This window comes from Nocardiopsis sp. LDBS1602, from assembly GCF_035818715.1.
Taxonomy (GTDB): domain Bacteria; phylum Actinomycetota; class Actinomycetes; order Streptosporangiales; family Streptosporangiaceae; genus Nocardiopsis; species Nocardiopsis alba.
The window spans coordinates 208,835-225,780 of sequence record NZ_JAYLVW010000004.1; the positions used below are offsets into that span (position 1 = coordinate 208,835).

Sequence of the window (16,946 nt, forward strand, 5' to 3'; positions counted from 1 at the left end):
CGGAGACCGTTCCCGTCGGGGTCGGGTTCCGGCGGCCCTTCGGTCTCACGGGGCGGTGGAGACCCCGGCGGTGTCGAAGGTGGCGACGTCGCGCAGGGCGCGTGCGGCCGCCTGCAACAGCGGCAACGCCAGCAGGGCGCCCGAGCCCTCGCCCAGACGCATCTCCAGGTCGATCAGAGGACGCAACCCCAGGTGTTCGAGCACGGCGTCGTGCCCGGGCTCTGTGGAACGGTGCCCGGCGAAGCAGGCGGCCATGGACTCCGGGGAGATCGCCGCCGCGGCGGCCGCGGCGGAGCCGGCGATCACCCCGTCCAGCAGCACCGGGACGCGCAGGGCGGCGCCGCCCAGGATGAAGCCGGTCAGGGCCGCGTGCTCCAGACCACCGAGGGAGGCCAGGACGCCGATCGGGTCGTCGAGGTCCGGCGGGTCGACCGTCAACGCCTGGCGGACCACCTCGACCTTGCGTCCGTAGGTGGCGTCGTCCACCCCCGTTCCGCGACCGGTGACCAGAGCCGGGTCGGCCCCGGTGAAGGCACAGATCAGCGCGGCGGACGGGGTGGTGTTGGCGATGCCCATGTCACCGGTGAGCAGGCAGCGCGCGCCCGACGAGACCAGGTCGCGGGCGACCTCGATACCGGTCTCCAGAGCGTGGAGCGCCTGTTCCCGGGACATGGCCGGTCCGCGGGCGAGGTCGGCGGTGCCCCGCGCCACCTTGCGGGACAGCAGGCCCGGTCGAGGGGCGAGGTCCTCGATGACGCCGACGTCCACCACGGTCACCTCGGCCCCCACCTGGGCGGCGAAGGCGTTGACCACGGCTCCCCCGTCGAGGAAGTTACGGACCATCTGCGCGGTGACCTCCTGCGGCCAAGGCGTCACACCTTGGGCGTGCACGCCGTGGTCACCGGCGAAGACGGCGACGGCCGCGGGTTCGGGGATCGGCGGAGGGGACTGTCCGGCCAGCCCGGCGAGCCGGATCGACACCTCCTCCAGGACCCCCAGGGAGCCCGGGGGCTTGGTCATACGGGCCTGCCGGTCGCGGGCCTCCTCCACGGCGCGGTGGTCGAGCGCTCCGATGGCGGTGATGGTCTCCTCCAGGAGGGTCGTGGGCTCCTGACCGGGCAGACCTCGACGACCGTAACGGTCACGGTGCACCACCCACGCCAAGGGGCGTCCCCGGGTCCGTCCGTCGTCCTCGGTGTCGGTCGTCGGTGATTCCTCAACGTAGCCGACGCAGAGGTAGGCGACGACCTCCAGGTGGGAGGGGAGGTCGAGGGCGTCGGCGACCTCTCGTTCGTCGACGAGCGAGACCCAACCGACGCCGAGCCCCTCGGTGCGGGCCGCCAGCCACAGGTTCTCGACCGCGAGCGCAGCGGAGTAGGAGGCGGGTTTGGAGTGCCGCCCCGGTGTACGACCGCCCCGGGTGGGGTCGACCGTCACCGCGATGTTGGTCGGGCTCTGGGCGATGGCCTCGACCTTGAGGCCGGAGAGGGCGTGGGCCCGGGTGTCGGGGTGGGCGTCGTCGTAGGTGGCGCGCTCGCGCTCGGCGAGGTCGCGCACCCGGGCGCGCAGCTCCGGGTCGTCGATGACCAGGAAGTCCCAGGGCTGGGTGTGGCCGACCCCGGGCGCCTGGTGGGCGGCCTCCAGGACACGGGTGAGCACGTCGGCCGGGACGGGGTCGGGGCGAAAGCCCGCGTGGACGTCACGGCGTTCGCGTATGGCGCGGTAGACGGCGGCGCGTTCGGTCTCGTCGAAGTCCCCTTCGGAGGCGCGCGGAGCGTCGTCGGAGGGACTCCGGGGCGTCTCGGGGCTCGGTCGGGGGCGGTCCGCTTCGACGGCCTCGTCACTTCGGGGGCTCGCCTGGTGCGGCGGTTCCGGAAGAGGGTCGAGCGTCTCGTGCGCGCGCTCGACGCCGTCCCGGACCGTCGGCCGGACCGACATCGGCGGTTCGTCCACCTGACCGTGGTCCGTGCTCGCCCCACCATGGTCCGTGCTCGCCCCCGTGTCCCACTGCGGGCGGGGAGGTGCGGAACGGGGAGGCTGGGCGCCGCCCCGGAAGGGGATGACGTTGGGCCGCAGCTCCTCGGCCCGCTCCTCGGCGGCCGGAACGCGGCGCCCCTCCATCGACGGACGCGGTGCCGGTTCGCTCCGGGGGGTCGTGCCCGACGGGTGGCCGGCCGTTTCACCGTGGTCGTGTTCCGGACGCCTGGAGACGTGCTGTTCCGGGCGGCTCTCCTCGTACATCGTGTGCCGTTCGGGGCGGACGGGGTTCATGGGCGCCCCCTGGGGTTCCTGGAGGACCCGATGGGAGGGGTCTCCCATCGCGTCCCGTCCCCGGGGCCCCTGACCGGTTCCAGGGAGGCCCTCGAACAGGCCGCCCAGAGCCGGGCCGAGGCCGGGGGCGGTGCGTCCGCCCATCCATTTCGGCCCCTCGTACTCCCGGTGACGCGCGTCCTCGCGGTCGTGGTCGGTCATATCGCTCCCCGCAGCAGAAGTCCGTGGGCTGCCCGGTCTCATCCGGTCCGGTAGGGGTTCGGACCGACGTCGTCCCCGGTGTCCGCACCGTTCGCACAGGTCCCCCGACCCTGGGCAGCCTGCCCCCGCAGAGCGCAGGGGCCTCAGGTCATCACCAACTCTGCCAGAGACCACCCCCGTACGTGGTGGCCTTCGGGGTTCCGCATACCCCCTGGTACCGAGGACCGATAAGGCCGGAGGGGGCACGACCCGACCGTGATATCGGCGGCCCGCACCCTTCCTCGAACACCTCTCACTCAGCGGTCTCCCGTTCTTCGAGGCTTTTCGGTCGGGCCGAACACGCGTCGCGGTGGGTCCGACACCCGGGGTTATCGTGTCGCAAGTCACATGCCTGTGGCAGGCTGTTCCGGTGCCGAGCCGCGTCTATCCACAGCACGCGCTTCACGCCCCTCTCATGGGGCACTCTCATCCCCTAGAACAGATCGGACACGCATGCGCAGGCGTACCTTCCTGACCAGCGCCACGGCGGTGGCGGGCCTGAGTTCCCTCGCCCCCTCGCTGCTCACCTCGGCGGCCTCGGCGGAGACCACCGACGGACTGAAGGCACCCCGGGTGCTCGCGGAGCGGGCCACCGCCACAGGAGAACTCGTCCGCCCCGAACGGCGCTTCGACCTCATCGCCGTCGCACGGCCTCCCGAGGCCGTCTCCTCCGAGACCGCCGTACGCTTCGAAGGCCCCGACGGCCTCGGCCCTTGGCGGGAACTGGACTTCCACACCGAGGGCCCCGACCACCACGAGCCGGTCGCCACCGCGATGGCGCTCGCCCCCGAGGGCGCCACCGGCTACCAGGTCCGCGGCGCGGACGGCGCCGAGCTCACCGCCCTGAACACCCGTGACGGCGAGGAACTGAACCTCGGCGGCCCCGAGCGGGTCGCCCTGTCGGCGGAGGACGAGGGGATCCGATCCTTCTCCGGCCCCACCGTCCTGCGCATGCGCAGCCGCGCGGGCTGGGGCGCCGACGAGTCCCTGCGCTTCGATGAGGACGGCACCGACCTGTGGCCGGCCGTCTTCCACCGGACCCAGGCCCTGACCGTGCACCACACCGCGTGGGAGACCACGGACGACCACGCGGCCGACATGCGGGCCGTGTACCGATACCACGCGGCCGACCTGGGCTGGGGCGACATCGGCTACCACCTGCTCATCGACCCCGAGGGCACGATCTACGAAGGACGGCACTCGGGCGAGGACGGCGTGCCCGTCTTCTCCGGTCCGCCCCTGCCCGGTCTGGCCCGCTCGGTGACCGCGGGTCACGCGGTCGGGTTCAACCACGGGAACGTCGGTGTGTGCCTGCTCGGCGACTTCACCGACGGCCTGCCCACTCAGGCCGCTCAGGACTCGCTGGTCTCTCTGCTCCGCCTGCTGTGCGCGCTGACCGGGATCGATCCGGGCCGGGACATCGAGTACGTGAACCCGGACACCGGGGTGGTGACCCCGCAGGAGGCGGTCGCCCGCCACCGGGACTGGCTGGACACCGCCTGCCCCGGCGACGCCTTCTCCGAGGTCTTCGACACCCTGATCCGGGAGCGGGTGGCCCGAGGCCTGCTCTGATCCCGTACGCGTTCGGCCCGGCGCCCTCCGTCGGGCCGAACGCGCCCTCGACGGGCGGCCCGATCGGCCGCCCCGCCCTTGCGCGTCTCCCGGAACGAACACATAGGGTGATCGGACCCCGCGCCGCCCATAACCCGTGTACCTGGAGAAAGAGGGACGAGAGCCACTATGACCAGCGCCCGGAGCACGCCGATCATGCCCGCGGTCATCCTCGAGACCGAACGGCTGCGACTGCGATCCGCGCTCGAAAGCGACATCGATGACGTGTACGCCTCCTGCACCGACCCCGGGCTCCAGCGATGGATCCCGACCCCCGCTCCGGGAGAGCCCTACACCCGCGAGTCGGCCGAACACTTCTGCCTGACTCTGGCCCCCTCCATCCGCACCTCCGGGGACGGCCAGCACTGGGCGATCCTGGAGCGCGAGAGCGGGCGTTTCATCGGTTCGATGTCCCTCCTGCGCACGGAGTGGCCCGCGATGGTCACCGAGATCGGCTACTGGATCTCCCCCTGGGGCCGTGGAAGGGGCTACGCCACCGAGGCGACCGTGGCCGTCTCCCGCTGGGCCCTCGGCCAGGGGTTCCAACGGATCGAGATCAAGGCCGCCACCGGCAACACCGCCTCCCGCCGGGTGGCCGAGGCCGCCGGTTTCGTCGCCGAGGGCGTCGAACGCAACGCGATGCCCCTGCACGAGGGACGCGCCGACCTGGCCGTGTACAGCCTCGTCCCCTCCGACGTACGGCCCGAGGCCGACTGAGGCACCCCGGCACGAGCGTCCGGGTCAGCCCCAGACCCGGGCCAGGGTCCACTCCCGCGTGATGGTGTCGTGCCGCAGTTCGTACACCCCCTGGGAGTAGGCGGACCCCGCCTCCACCCTCCAGTGCCGACATTCGGGCGCCCAAGAGCCTTCGCCCGGCTTCCGTAGCGAACTCAGGGTCACCCAGTGGTCGAGGATCCTGCGGATCCCGTAGACCCTTCCGTTCCAGACGAACCTGGCCGGACGCCCCTCGTCCTCCACGACGGTGACGTCCGCCCCGTAGTACCGCCCCACGACGACTCCCCCCGGCATCGACCGACCTCCAACGACGTCCGATGGTGCTGAGTCGAGGGCACACCACCAGGTGCCCACCCGTGGGGAAGTACGGCCGGGCATTCGAACAAGCATTCGAATACTAGCGAAGGAGGCTCCGGTCCGGAACCGTTTCCGCTCAGGAGACGTCCCCACCTGTGACACCATCGCCGGAACCCGGCGTTCCCGCCTTCGAAGGTGTACGAGAGTCATGGGCGGCGCCGATCCCACCACCGGGTCGAACCCCCCGCCCGAAACGCGCCCGGGCGGGGCGTCGATACGCTGTCAGGCGCGAACCACACGATCTACGAGGGACCCCCTACTGTGACGTCCAAGGGCCACGAAAGCGGCAAACCCCTGCGCGCGGGGGACCCGCGTGAACTCGACGGTTACCGCGTCGTCAGCCGACTCGGGCGCGGCGGCATGGGAACCGTCTACCTCGCCGAGGATCCCGCCGGCCACCCCGTCGCCGTGAAACTGATCCACCCCGATCTGGCCGACGACGAATCCTTCCGCAGGCGCTTCGCCCGCGAGGTGGACGCCGCCCGACGCGTGGCCCGTTTCTCCACCGCCGGCGTCATCGACGCCCGCCTGGAGGGCGAGCCCCTGTTCATCGTGTCGGAGTACGTTCCCGGTCCCAACCTCGACGAGGCCGTACGGCACGGGGAGCCCATGCGCGGCGGCACCCTGGACGGCCTGGCCATGGGCGTGGCCGCGGCGCTCACCGCCATCCACGGTTCCGGGGTGATCCACCGCGACCTGAAACCGGCCAACGTCCTGCTCTCCCCGGTCGGACCGAAGGTCATCGACTTCGGGATCGCCCGCGCCCTGGACGATTCCAGTGGCGGCATCACCCGCTCCAGCCAGCTCATGGGCACCCCCTCCTACATGGCGCCGGAGCTGATCCTCGGCGAGCAGGCGACCCCCGCCGCCGACATCTTCGCCTGGGGCTGCCTGGTCGCCTTCGCCGGCACCGGACGCGCCCCCTTCGACGCCGCCACCGTGCCCGCCGTCCTGCACAACATCTCCTCCGCGGAACCGAGGTTGGACGGCCTGGACCCGAGCCTGCTCGACCTGGTCGGCTCCACCCTCGACAAGAACCCCGACAACCGCCCCACCTCCCAGCAGCTCCTGGCCCGGCTCACCGGGCAGGAGTCCCCGGAGGAGTCGGTGGTGCGACGCACGATCAGCACCTCCTGGGCCCCGCCGAGTTCGGCCCCGGTCGCGGGCACCCCGCCCCAGGAGACGGTCGAGGAGCTCCCCCGGGAAGAGGCGGCACCGCCACCGACCGCGGTCGCTCCCACGCTTCCCGCGCCCGACCAGGGGCGGGTCCCCACGGGAGGGTCCACCCCTCCCGGCGGGCAGAACGCCGCTCCTCAGCCCCACATGCCGGGTCCGTACGCCCAGCGACCGCCCTCCGGCCCCCAGGAGGCACCGGCCCATCCGCCGCAGGCCGGTCACCCCTACGGAGCCCGACCGCAGGGCCCGGGTCAGGGTCAGGGCCCCTACGCGGGGGTCCCACAGGGGCCCGGCCACGGCGGATGGCACAACGGCGGCCACCCCGTGCCGACCCATCAGGGTGGGCACCCCGGCCCCTCCCCCGCCCACGGTCAGCCCGCCTTCGGCGCCCACAGCGGTCCCGGCGGCCCGGGTGGTCCCGGCACGCCCGGTGGTCCGGGCGCCACCCCTGAGAACGGCGGATCCGGTGGGCGACGCCGGCTCATGCTCATCGGCGGCGGCGCGACCGCGCTGGTCCTGGTGGCGGTGATCGGCGGCGCCGTCCTGTTCTCCGGTTCCTCCGCGCCTCCGGAGAACACCACCAGCCTCTACTCGCACGACTTCGCCACCGACCCCGGCTGGTCCTCCTACGAGTTCGACCCTCAGGACCCGGACACCGGCCAGGTCTCCTACTGGGGCGCCCAGAACGCCATGATGCTCTGGCTCGATCCCGAGTCCGGCCCCTCCCGGGGCTCGGTCGTCCCCTACGAGCGCGAGACGCCCGACGGGATCCTCGTCCGGACCACGATGATCGCGCTGGAGGGGCCCGGGGAGTCCACGTCGGGGGTGCGCTGCTGGGACCAGGAGGACGACGAGCGCACCACGTACGAGGCTCTGCTGCGCTTCGACGGCGCCGAGGCGCAGATCCGCCGGGTGACGGAGGAGAGCGGTGACAACGCGCTCGCCTCCACCACCGACGTCGGCGGTTTCCGCACCTACGATCTCTTCGATGAGGAGAGCGACGTCGAGGGGCTGCCCTACCGGGCCGACCTCGGTGACCTGGTCACCAACGAGATCGCCCTCTCCTGCGAGTACGTGGTCGAGGACGACCAGGACCCCTACATGGACCTGCGCATGTGGGTCAACGACGAGCTGGTCCTTCAGACCAAGGACGACCAGCCGCTCCCGGACGACTCCTCTCTCGACGACGAGGAACGCCGTCGGGTCGGGATCGTGTTGCGTCCCGGTGCCGCCAATGACCCGATCGGCGCCGCCTACACCGACTACTCTCTCTACCGGATCGACCCCGAGGACTGACCCCATCCCAGGAGGAACGACATGCGCGCCATCGTGATCGAGGAGTTCGGTGGACCCGAGGTCCTGCGCCCGGCCGAGTTGGACGACCCCGCCCCCGGTCCCGGTCAGGTCCTGGTGGACGTATCGGCCAGAGGCGTCAACTTCATCGACGTATACCAGCGCGCCGGCGCCTACCAGGTGCCGCTGCCCTATGTCCCCGGTATGGAGGCCGTCGGCACGGTCGCGGCCCTGGGCGAGGGGGTCGACTCCCTGGCGACGGGCGACCGTGTCGGCTGGGCCATGGCTCCGGGCGGCTACGCCGACCGGGCCGTGATCGACGCCTCCCGGCTCGTGCCGGTGCCCGACGACGTCACCGACGAGCAGGCGGCCGCCGTACTGCTCCAGGGGATGACCGCCCACTACCTCACCCACTCGGTGCACCCCGTGGCCGAGGGCGAGACCGTCCTGGTGCACGCCGCCGCCGGCGGTACCGGTCTGCTCATCGTCCAACTGGCCAAGGCCCGAGGCGCCCGGGTGATCGGCACGGTCTCCACCGACGCCAAGGAGGCCGTCGCCCGTGAGGCGGGCGCCGACGAGATCGTCCGCTACACCGAGACCCCGGTGGCCGAGGCCGTCCGCGACCTCACCAAGGGGGAGGGCGTGGCCGCCGTCTACGACGGGGTCGGCCGGGACACCTTCGACGCGAGTCTGGCGTCGCTGCGACCGCGCGGTGTGCTGGCCCTGTTCGGCCAGTCCAGCGGAGCGGTCGAACCGGTGGACCCCAAGCGGCTCAACGGCGCCGGTTCGGTCTATCTCACCCGACCCTCGCTCGCGCACTTCGTCGCCGACCGCGACGAACTGCTGGGGCGCGCCCGCGACCTGTTCACCCTGATCGGCGAGGGGCGGCTGAACCTGCGGATCGGGGGCCGCTACCCGCTGGAGGAGGCGGGCCGGGCCCACGAGGACCTGACCTCGCGCGGCACCACCGGCAAGCTGCTGCTGGTCTGACCCTCGACGAACCGGAGGCGCCCTCGTCGAGGGCGCCTCCGGGCGTTCGTGGAACCGATCTCCTCACTCGCCGTCGCGCGGTTCCGGAGTGCCGAGCCCCGCGCCGGCCCTGCGCACGTCGTCTCGGGCGTCGGCGACCGCCCGCTCCGCGGCCTCGGCCGCCTGGGCCGCGGCCCGGGCCGAGGAGGAACCGGCCGGATCGGGTCCGGTGATCTGCGCCGGACCGCTGTCGGCCCCCTCGTCGGCCGTCTTCTCCGTGGAGGGCGTGGACGCCGCCGCCTCGCCGGCGAAGGCCTGACTGACGTTCTTGACCGCCTCGGTGAGCTCGCCCGGGATCACCCAGAAGGTGTTGTTGCCCTCGCCCTCGGCCAGGCTCGGCAGGGTCTCCAGGTACTTGTAGGCGAGCAGCTTGGCGTCGGCGTTGTTGGCGTGCACCGCCTGGAAGACCCGCTCGATCGCCTGGGCCTCACCGTCGGCCCGCAGGATCGCCGCCTGCTGGTCTCCCTGCGCCTCCAGGATCGCCTGCTGACGGGCGCCCTCCGCCTTGAGGATGCGGGACTGACGCTCACCCTCGGCGTGCAGGATCGCCGCGCGCTTGTCGCGGTCGGCCCGCATCTGCTTCTCCATCGCCTCCTTGATGGTGGGAGGCGGGTCGATCGCCTTGATCTCGACCCGGTTGATCCGGATCCCCCACTTGCCGGTGGTCTCGTCCAGGACCCCGCGCAGTCGGGTGTTGATCTCCTCGCGGGAGGTCAGGGTGCGCTCCAGGTCCATGGAACCGATGACGTTGCGCAGCGTGGTGACGGTGAGCTGGTCTATGGCCTGGATGTAGTTGGCGACCTCGTAGGCGGCCGCCTTGGGCTGGGTCACCTGGTAGTAGAGGACGGTGTCTATGTTCACCACGAGGTTGTCCTCGGTGATCACCGGTTGCGGCCGGGAACTGAACACCTGTTCACGCAGGTCGAACTTGGTGTTGACGCGGTCGACCCCCGGGATGATGAAGTTCAGTCCGGGGTCGAGCGTCCTGATGTAGCGGCCGAAGCGCTCGATGTTGTAGGCGCGCGCCTGCGGCACGATACGGATCGCCGACAGCGCGGCGGCGACCAGGATGACCGCGATGATGATGAGCGGTATGGCTGATTCCATCTTCTGCACCTGTCCTTCGGTCGTGTCCTCGTCGATCGTCGCCCGCTCGTCACGGACCGGCTCCGCCGGTGCCGCGAGAGCGTCGACGAGAACACTCCCTCGTTCGGGGGATGCGGCCGCCGTCCGTGGCCGGTCGTCGGTCCCCGTCCCCGATGTGGACGGAAGCGGTCCCGCCGGCCGACCCGCCGCGGTGTCGGCCGGTCAGTCCTGCTCGGGTCTGTTCTGTTCCGGCGGTTCGGGCCGTTCCGGCAGGGCCTCGCGCGGATAGACCACGGCCGTCGCGCCATCGATCTCCATGACGTCGACACGCGCCCCGACCGGGACCACCAGGTCCTCGTCCAGGCAGCGCGCCGACCACTCCTCACCGTTCAACTTGACGAGCCCGCGATCGGCGTCGACCTCCTCCAGGACCACCGCCGACCTGCCCACCAGGGCGGCGGTTCCGGAACGGACGTCGGGGCCCCGGTTCATCTGCCGGTCCATGAGCGGCTTGACCAGGACGAGCCCCGCGGCGGCGGCCGCGGCGAACCCGATGATCTGCACGACCACGGGAAGCCCCAGCGCGCCCAGCAATCCGGCCACCAGAGCGGCGGCGGCCAGGAGACCCAGGACGAAGGTCAGCGTGAAGAACTCGGCGACGCCGAGAGCGGTCGCGAGAATGATCCAGATCAGCCAGACCGGCATGTTCCTGTGGCCCTCCCCGCCATGGTTCCGGGTAGTCCTTAAGCTACCCACACAAACCCTCCGCACCACAAGATCCCCTGAACGGATACACGATCGCGGCCCGCGGCTCCCCCGAGGGTCGGGGTGTGCCGCGGGCCGCGTCCGTTCCGAGCGGCTAGCGTCCGCCGGAGAACTCGTAGACGAGCTGATAGGTGGGTCGGTTCTGCCAGTGGATCGGCCACATGTCGATCCCGCCCACAGACTGGTGGATCACCGTGTCCGCGCAGAGCTGGTCGCCGGCCGAGCAGTTCCCGTCACCCGGGTAGACCTCGCCCGCGGGGACCGCCGCCGCCTGGGCCAGGCTGTCCAACAGCACCGTCCGGCAGTCGCCGAGGTCGCCCTCGCCGCAGTAGGCCCGGTCACCGAGCGTGCCGTCGACCTCTCGATCCAGGACCGTGCGCAGGTCCTTGTCCACGTAGGACCACCATCCGTACTGGAAGGCCGAGCCCACGTGCCCGTTGCGCGCCGGGGACTCGTCGACCGAGGCGGCCCGGGTGATCTGGGTGAACAGATCCTCGCCCAGGCCCGGTTCGAACTGGGCCCGCACCAGGATCGGCCACCAGGCGTCCAGGACCCGGATGGCGTCGGCGTGGTCGTAGTAGCCGGCGTCGCGGTGCGGTTCGCGCCGCAGGGCTCCGCCGTCGACCCAGGCCCGCAGGGAGTCCACGGTGGCGGCCAGCTCCGGGTCGTCGACCTCCTCGGAGTCGATGACCTCCAGCAGGAGCGGAAGCACCTGCTCGGCGCGCAGGTCGGCGACCCCGGCCTCCATCATCGTCGCGGTCAGGGAGGCGGTGGTGAACCGATGCCCCTCCCCGATCAGACCGGACACCCGGGCGTCCAGCAGGTCGTTGCGGTGCACCGAACCGGTCGACCAGCCCGAGGTGTACCCCTGCGCCGGCTTGTTGTTCCAGTTGACGATGTAGTCCGGGTTGATCTGCTGCGGGTGGTCCTCCTTGGGGTGGTAGTCGGCCTCGTTGGTGGCCGGGTCCCAGCCCGACCAGCCGGCGGACGAGGAGGCGTCGATCGGCAGGTTGGGGTTGGTGCCCTCGAGCCGCATCGGGTTGGAGCCCGAGTTGATGAAGGCGATGTCCTCGTCGTCGACGTAGTGCCAGTTGAAGGCGTAGCCGATGTCCCCGGCGGCCTCGGTGAAACTCTCCGCCGAGGTGATCTCGTCGGGGTCGTTGAACCTCTGGAAGCCGAGGATCGAGTCGACCTCGCGCATGTAGGTCGATCGCAGCTCGGTGAAGGCGACCGGAGCGCCGTCGACGGTGGCGAAGGAGCGCACCAGGCCGTGGTCCGAACGCAACGAGGTGAGCGTGTAGCCGCCCTCGGGGGTCTGGTCGGCGATGGTCGGGGTCCAGTCGTTGCTGACGCTCAGCGACTCGAAGTCCACGCAGTCACCGGAGGCGTTCACGTAGGAGCGCGATGAGGTCGTGGGCGCCGAACCGTCGGTCTCGCACAGTTCGACCGCGAAGGTGTCGGTGATGTCCTGGCCCGCCGAGGTGGCGCTCCAGGCGTAGTCGACCCCGCGTCCCATCTGGACGTAGAAGCTGACACCGGCGAAGGAGGCGCCGCGCGCGCTGATCCCGGGCCCCTGGAGCTCTTGGAGCATGAGCAGCTGCGGAGAGAAGTACCCGGTCTGGGGACCCATCACGGCGACGGGGTTGCCGCTCTCGGTGTGCTCACCGGAGACGAGCAGGGCGTTGGACATGCCCCTCGGGTCGAGGAAGCCCTCGGGGAGCACGCCGTCGTCGAAGATGCCCTCGACGGCGGACAGGTCGCCCTCCTCGGCCATCTCCTCCAGCTCGGCCCGCTGCTCCTCGGTGAGGTCGTCCACGGTGGGGGCGTCGGCCCCTGGGACCTCCTCGTCGGAGACCGACTCCGCCGCGGCGACGGAGGCGTCGGAGGCCGCCGAACCGTACTCGTCGTGGACGATGTCGTAGGGCTCCACCGATCCGGCGTCGGGGATCACCTCGCCGACCGGGTCGTCGGGGGTCTGGCTGTAGGGGAACTCACCGTCGACGCTGACCGAGGCCTCGGGGTCGTTCTCCATCCGCCAGGCACGCCAGAGCTCCAGCCCCTCCTCGGCGCCGTAGCGGTCCTGGAAGTTGGCGAGGACGATCGCGGACTGGACCTCTCCGCCGCCCCCGCCGCCGAAGATCCCGCCGACCATGGCGGCGATGCCGACGACGTCGGTGGGGGTGAAGGGCTCGATCTCGCCCGCGTTGGTGATGGCGTTCTTATGCCCGGTCAGGACGTACTCGCCGGGGAAGTAGCGGCCCTTGTCGGACTCGGCGATGTAGGCGTTGACGCCTTCGAGGTAGGAGTCGACGTCGGCGAGGGCCTGAGCGCCCCGTTCTCCGCTGTCGGCGACCCGATCGATCTGGGCCTGCTTGTCCTCCTCGGTGTAGGGCGCCGTGGCCCACAGGTCCTGTTCCAGACCGCGGTTGCCCTCGGCGCCTCCGGCGAAGGAGGTGAGTTCGCCCCGGCCGACGCGACGCAGGACGTCCATGAGGAAGAGGCGGTCCTCTCCGGCGGCGTATCCGGCGCCGAACATGGTGCCCTCACGGGTCGTTCCCTCGATGTGCGGGATGCCGTGGCGGGCGTCGCGGGTGATGGTGACGTCCTCGCGCGGCCGGTACTCCCGGTCCACTCCGGCGTCGCCGACCCCGAAGGTGGCGTCCTGGAAGAACTCGTCCAGACGCTCTTCGGTGAGGTTGTCGTACTGGTGCACCAGCTCGTCGTACATGTCGAGCTGGCTGGAGGAGTAGGCCGGACGGGTGCCGAAGACCTGGTGGCCGAGGATCTCGACCAGGGTGGCGCTGCCGTTCTGGCCCGGCGGGAGGATGTCCAGGCACCCGGCGGGCGCGCAGTAGTCCTCGTAGGCGACGGGTTCGGCCAGGGCGGGCGCGACCGGCACCGCGGAGACGGTGGAGGCGACGACCGCCATGGCGGCCCCCACCGCGCCGGCACGGAACCGGCGCCTTCGGGCAGGGGGGCTGAGGGGCGGAGGGGAGGGAGGCATGTGTAGCTGTCACCACCTGGGGGTGCGGGCGATGGATCAGCCGCATGTTACGTAGGGGCGCGCAAATCGCGAAAGTCTTTCACGTTTTCGGGAGCGTCCTGGACAGAACGCCCCGAACCCTCATGTTTGAACGTGACGGGGGACACACCAGGGGCGATACTCCGAACGCACCGCACACGGTCCCTCACACCCACCCCCTCGAATGGCCACAACCGGCCACAACCTCCCCCGGCCGTGAGACGGCGCCCCTCGAACGGGCGGGCCTTTGACACAATCCCCCCATGAACGAGCACCCCGAACCCGGACGTCCCTGGCAGGGTCCCGGCAACGGCCCCGCCGGCTGGGGCCTCCCACCGGGCCCCCACGGCGGCGGACTCGACCCCTACACCCCCTCCACCGGCGGCTACATGCCCGCCGAGGGCGCTACACCCCTCCCCGGCGAACCCACTCTCCTCACCATCGGGGACATCGCGGTCACCCAGAACACCGTGATCACCCCGGCCGGACGCTTCCCCATCAAGGGCACCGTCTGGACGGTGACCGACATGAGCCGCGCCGAACAGCACACCCCCACCTGGGCGATCGTCGTCGCGATCCTCGTCTTCTGGTGGACCTGCCTGCTCGGCCTGCTCTTCCTACTGGTCAAGGAGACCAGGGTCAACGGCCACGTACAGGTCACCGTCCAGGGCGCGGGCCACCACCACTCGACCCTCGTCCCGGTGAGCAACCGCGTGATCGTGACCCAGGTCAACCATCAGGTCAACCACGCTCGCTCCCTCGCGGCCTGAACGGCGCCCGCCCGACGACGGACGTGATCGAGAGGAGGGGCGCGGGGGACCGACGCCCGCCCCGGCCGCGGGCCGGGGCGGGAAGGGCGCGATCAGACCCCGTTCGCGGCCTTGGCACGCGCCGACCAGACGATGACCGGCAGGACCGCCAACGCGAGCACACCCCCGCTCAGGGAGAGCAGGGCATAGCTCCCGGCCGCCACCACCATCCCCGAGGCCAGACCTCCACCGGCGCCCGCGATCGCGATCGCCACGTCCACGGTGCCCTGGACCTTCGCCCGGGTGGCGGTCGGGGCCGCGTCGGTGATGATCGCCGTCCCCGACACCAGACCGAAGCTCCACCCCAGCCCCAGCAGGGCCAGCGCCAACGCCAACAGCGGCACCGACGCGGGCGGGGCCAGGGCCGCCACGATCCCCGCCGCCACCAGGGTGACCCCCGAGGCCGCCGCCACGGGCAGCCTTCCCACCCGGTCGACCAGCAGACCGGAGATCGGTGAGGGCAGGTACATCGCCGCGACGTGGACGGCGATCACCAGACCGGCCGCGCCCACCGAATGCCCGTGACCGATCATGTGGATCGGGGTCATCGTCATGATCGCGACCATGACGAGCTGGGACAGGACCATGACGGTCGCCCCCAGGAGCAGCATCCGCCGGTCGCCGTCCGACCCGGCGTCGTCCTTCACCGCGACGCCCTCGACACCCGTCTCCCGGGCCAGGGCCGTGAGCAGCGGATCGGGACGCAGCAGGAGCCACAGCACCAGACCGGCCGAGGCGTAGGCCGCGGCGGCCAGCAGGAAGGGGCCGGACAGCTCCGGGATCCCGATCGACCGTGCCAGAGCCCCTAGTTGTTCGACCAGGTTGGGGCCCACGACCGCGCCCAGGGTGGTCGCCACCATCACCGTGCTCAGGGCCCGCCCTCGGCCGCCCGGCGTGGCCAGGTCGGCGCCGGCGTAACGGGCCTGGAGGTTGGTGGCGGTCCCCGCCCCGTACACGAACAAGGACACGAACAGCAGCGCCACACTGTCCGCCATCGCCGCGGCGACCACACCCAGAGCACCGACCGCGCCCACCGCGTACCCGGCCGCCAGACCGGTACGCCGCCCCAGACGCTGCGAGGTCCGACCGATCAGGGCGGCGGCCACCGCCGAACCCACCGTGAACAGGGCGCTGGGCAGACCGGCCCAACCCGCGCCGCCGAGCATCTCCTGGGCGAGCAGGGCCCCCACGGTGATGCCCGCCGCCAGACCGGCGCCACTGAGCACCTGCGCGACGACCAACACGGTCAGGACACGTCTCTGGTCGGGATGGGGCGAGGACTCGATGGAGGTCATGTCGGGGCCTTGTCTCGATGGGGTCGGCGAAGGGGGGTGGCGGGCGACGGCGAATCCGACGTCCGAGCGCCGCTTCGGCCCTTCGAACATCGGAACGGCGTCACGTCCGTGGAAGCGCGGCGGAAGCACGGCGTCGTAGGAGAGTAGACGACTCACCTCCGGCCGGCGACGGCCCCCCGACGTCGAAGGCGGCCACCCGGCGCGCGCCCCTTACCGAACCCCGCGCCGACCACCGCCACCGCGAGCGCGCCCACGTTCACCGCCCGCGCCAACCGCACCGCCCGCCGGATGTCGGCGACCCCCACCTCGGGCCCCTCCCCCATCCGGGGCCGGTGCTCCACCCGATCCCCGTAGGTGTTGGTCCCGCCCAGCGTCCGCCCCAGCGCGCCCGCGAACGCGGCCTCGCACTGTCCGGCGTTCGGACTCGGATGGGCACGACGGTCGCGCCGCCATACCCTCCAGGCCTTCCCCATGTCCCCGCCCACCAGCGGCGACGCGGCCACCGCGAGCAGGGCCGTCAACCGGGCGGGCGCCCATCCGGCCACGTCGTCCGACCGGGCCGAGGCCTTACCGAACCGCTCGTAACGCTCGTTCCGGTGACCGACCATCGCGTCCAACGTGTTGACCGCCCGGAAACCCACCAACCCCGGCGTTCCGCACAACGCGCCCCACACCAGCGGACCGACGACGGCGTCGGAGGTGTTCTCGGCGACCGACTCCACCACAGCCCGCGCCACCCCGTCCTCGTCCAGGAAGCTCGGATCACGCCCGCACAGGCCCCGCACGAGCGTCCGTGCCCGTTCCAGATCCCCTCGTTCCAAGGCGTCGGCCACCCGTTCGGCCTCACGCCCGAGCATGCTTCCGCCCAGGACCGCCCAGGTCGCCGCGGCGGTGGCCACCGGCCCCCGCAACCCACGACCCGCCACGACCACCGGCACCACGGCGGCGGCCGTGAACACCGCCCCCGCCGCCACCGAGTCGCGGTAGAGCCACCGTTCCAACCTCCCGGCCGCCGCGCCGAAGAGCGCCACCGGATGCCCCTCACGCGGATCCGGCACCAACCCGTCCAGCACGAACCCCGAGATCAATCCCCGTCTCATGCCCTCAGTCAACAGCACCGACCCGGGTCACCTGACCACGGCCGAATCGGTTTGACGCACCGCTCGTTCGTCCATACCCCTAGAGCCCCATACAGTCGGCAAGAGAGGCGAACACATGCTGGTCGAGCTCGCGTCAACGGAGATCTCCGCAGGTCAG

The 16,946-nt window shown here is 71.5% G+C and carries 12 protein-coding genes; 5 read left to right on the forward strand and 7 right to left on the reverse strand.

Annotation, left to right across the window (positions count from 1 at the left end):
• Nucleotides 1-45: 45 nt before the first annotated feature.
• Complete coding sequence (gene cobT / locus U9J66_RS16105) at nucleotides 46-2,472, reverse strand: nicotinate-nucleotide--dimethylbenzimidazole phosphoribosyltransferase (protein ID WP_326338060.1); 2,427 nt, start codon at nucleotides 2,470-2,472, stop codon at nucleotides 46-48.
• Nucleotides 2,473-2,964: 492 nt separating this feature from the next.
• Here cobT and U9J66_RS16110 point away from each other — a divergent pair, with 492 nt between their 5' ends.
• Together U9J66_RS16110 and U9J66_RS16115 are read left to right on the forward strand one after the other, a co-directional pair.
• A complete protein-coding gene (locus U9J66_RS16110; RefSeq protein ID WP_326338061.1) occupies nucleotides 2,965-4,083 on the forward strand; it encodes a peptidoglycan recognition protein family protein in 1,119 nt (372 codons plus the stop codon).
• Between the two features lie 168 nt (nucleotides 4,084-4,251).
• Nucleotides 4,252-4,839: a GNAT family N-acetyltransferase gene (locus U9J66_RS16115; RefSeq protein ID WP_326338062.1), complete on the forward strand. Its 588-nt coding sequence runs from the start codon at nucleotides 4,252-4,254 to the stop codon at nucleotides 4,837-4,839.
• A 24-nt stretch (nucleotides 4,840-4,863) separates the two neighbouring features.
• On the opposite strand, the gene U9J66_RS16120 is transcribed toward U9J66_RS16115, so the two are convergent.
• Complete coding sequence (locus tag U9J66_RS16120) at nucleotides 4,864-5,151, reverse strand: DUF6504 family protein (RefSeq protein WP_014912338.1); 288 nt, start codon at nucleotides 5,149-5,151, stop codon at nucleotides 4,864-4,866.
• A gap of 324 nt (nucleotides 5,152-5,475) precedes the next feature.
• Between U9J66_RS16120 and U9J66_RS16125 the strand changes: the two genes are divergently transcribed.
• Nucleotides 5,476-7,686: a serine/threonine-protein kinase gene (locus tag U9J66_RS16125; protein ID WP_326338064.1), complete on the forward strand. Its 2,211-nt coding sequence runs from the start codon at nucleotides 5,476-5,478 to the stop codon at nucleotides 7,684-7,686.
• Between the two features lie 21 nt (nucleotides 7,687-7,707).
• Nucleotides 7,708-8,673, forward strand: a complete 966-nt coding sequence (locus U9J66_RS16130; RefSeq protein ID WP_161110371.1) for a quinone oxidoreductase family protein — start codon at nucleotides 7,708-7,710, stop codon at nucleotides 8,671-8,673.
• Between the two features lie 63 nt (nucleotides 8,674-8,736).
• On the opposite strand, the gene U9J66_RS16135 is transcribed toward U9J66_RS16130, so the two are convergent.
• The 3 genes from U9J66_RS16135 to U9J66_RS16145 all read right to left on the reverse strand — a co-directional run bounded on the left by U9J66_RS16135 (nucleotide 8,737) and on the right by U9J66_RS16145 (nucleotide 13,492).
• Nucleotides 8,737-9,819, reverse strand: coding sequence for an SPFH domain-containing protein (locus U9J66_RS16135; protein ID WP_326338066.1), 1,083 nt, complete (start codon nucleotides 9,817-9,819; stop codon nucleotides 8,737-8,739).
• 201 nt (nucleotides 9,820-10,020) lie between these two features.
• A complete protein-coding gene (locus tag U9J66_RS16140; RefSeq protein ID WP_014913583.1) occupies nucleotides 10,021-10,503 on the reverse strand; it encodes an NfeD family protein in 483 nt (160 codons plus the stop codon).
• A gap of 154 nt (nucleotides 10,504-10,657) precedes the next feature.
• Nucleotides 10,658-13,492 carry a penicillin acylase family protein gene (locus U9J66_RS16145; protein ID WP_199806166.1) on the reverse strand — a complete coding sequence of 945 codons (2,835 nt, stop codon included), beginning with the start codon at nucleotides 13,490-13,492 and terminating at the stop codon, nucleotides 10,658-10,660.
• Nucleotides 13,493-13,848: 356 nt separating this feature from the next.
• Between U9J66_RS16145 and U9J66_RS16150 the strand changes: the two genes are divergently transcribed.
• Nucleotides 13,849-14,355 carry a hypothetical protein gene (locus U9J66_RS16150; protein WP_014912389.1) on the forward strand — a complete coding sequence of 169 codons (507 nt, stop codon included), beginning with the start codon at nucleotides 13,849-13,851 and terminating at the stop codon, nucleotides 14,353-14,355.
• A gap of 92 nt (nucleotides 14,356-14,447) precedes the next feature.
• Here U9J66_RS16150 and U9J66_RS16155 read toward each other — a convergent pair whose 3' ends face one another.
• Nucleotides 14,448-15,689: an MFS transporter gene (locus U9J66_RS16155; protein WP_326338068.1), complete on the reverse strand. Its 1,242-nt coding sequence runs from the start codon at nucleotides 15,687-15,689 to the stop codon at nucleotides 14,448-14,450.
• 152 nt (nucleotides 15,690-15,841) lie between these two features.
• A complete protein-coding gene (locus U9J66_RS16160; protein ID WP_326338069.1) occupies nucleotides 15,842-16,789 on the reverse strand; it encodes a cobalamin biosynthesis protein in 948 nt (315 codons plus the stop codon).
• Nucleotides 16,790-16,946: the final 157 nt, after the last annotated feature.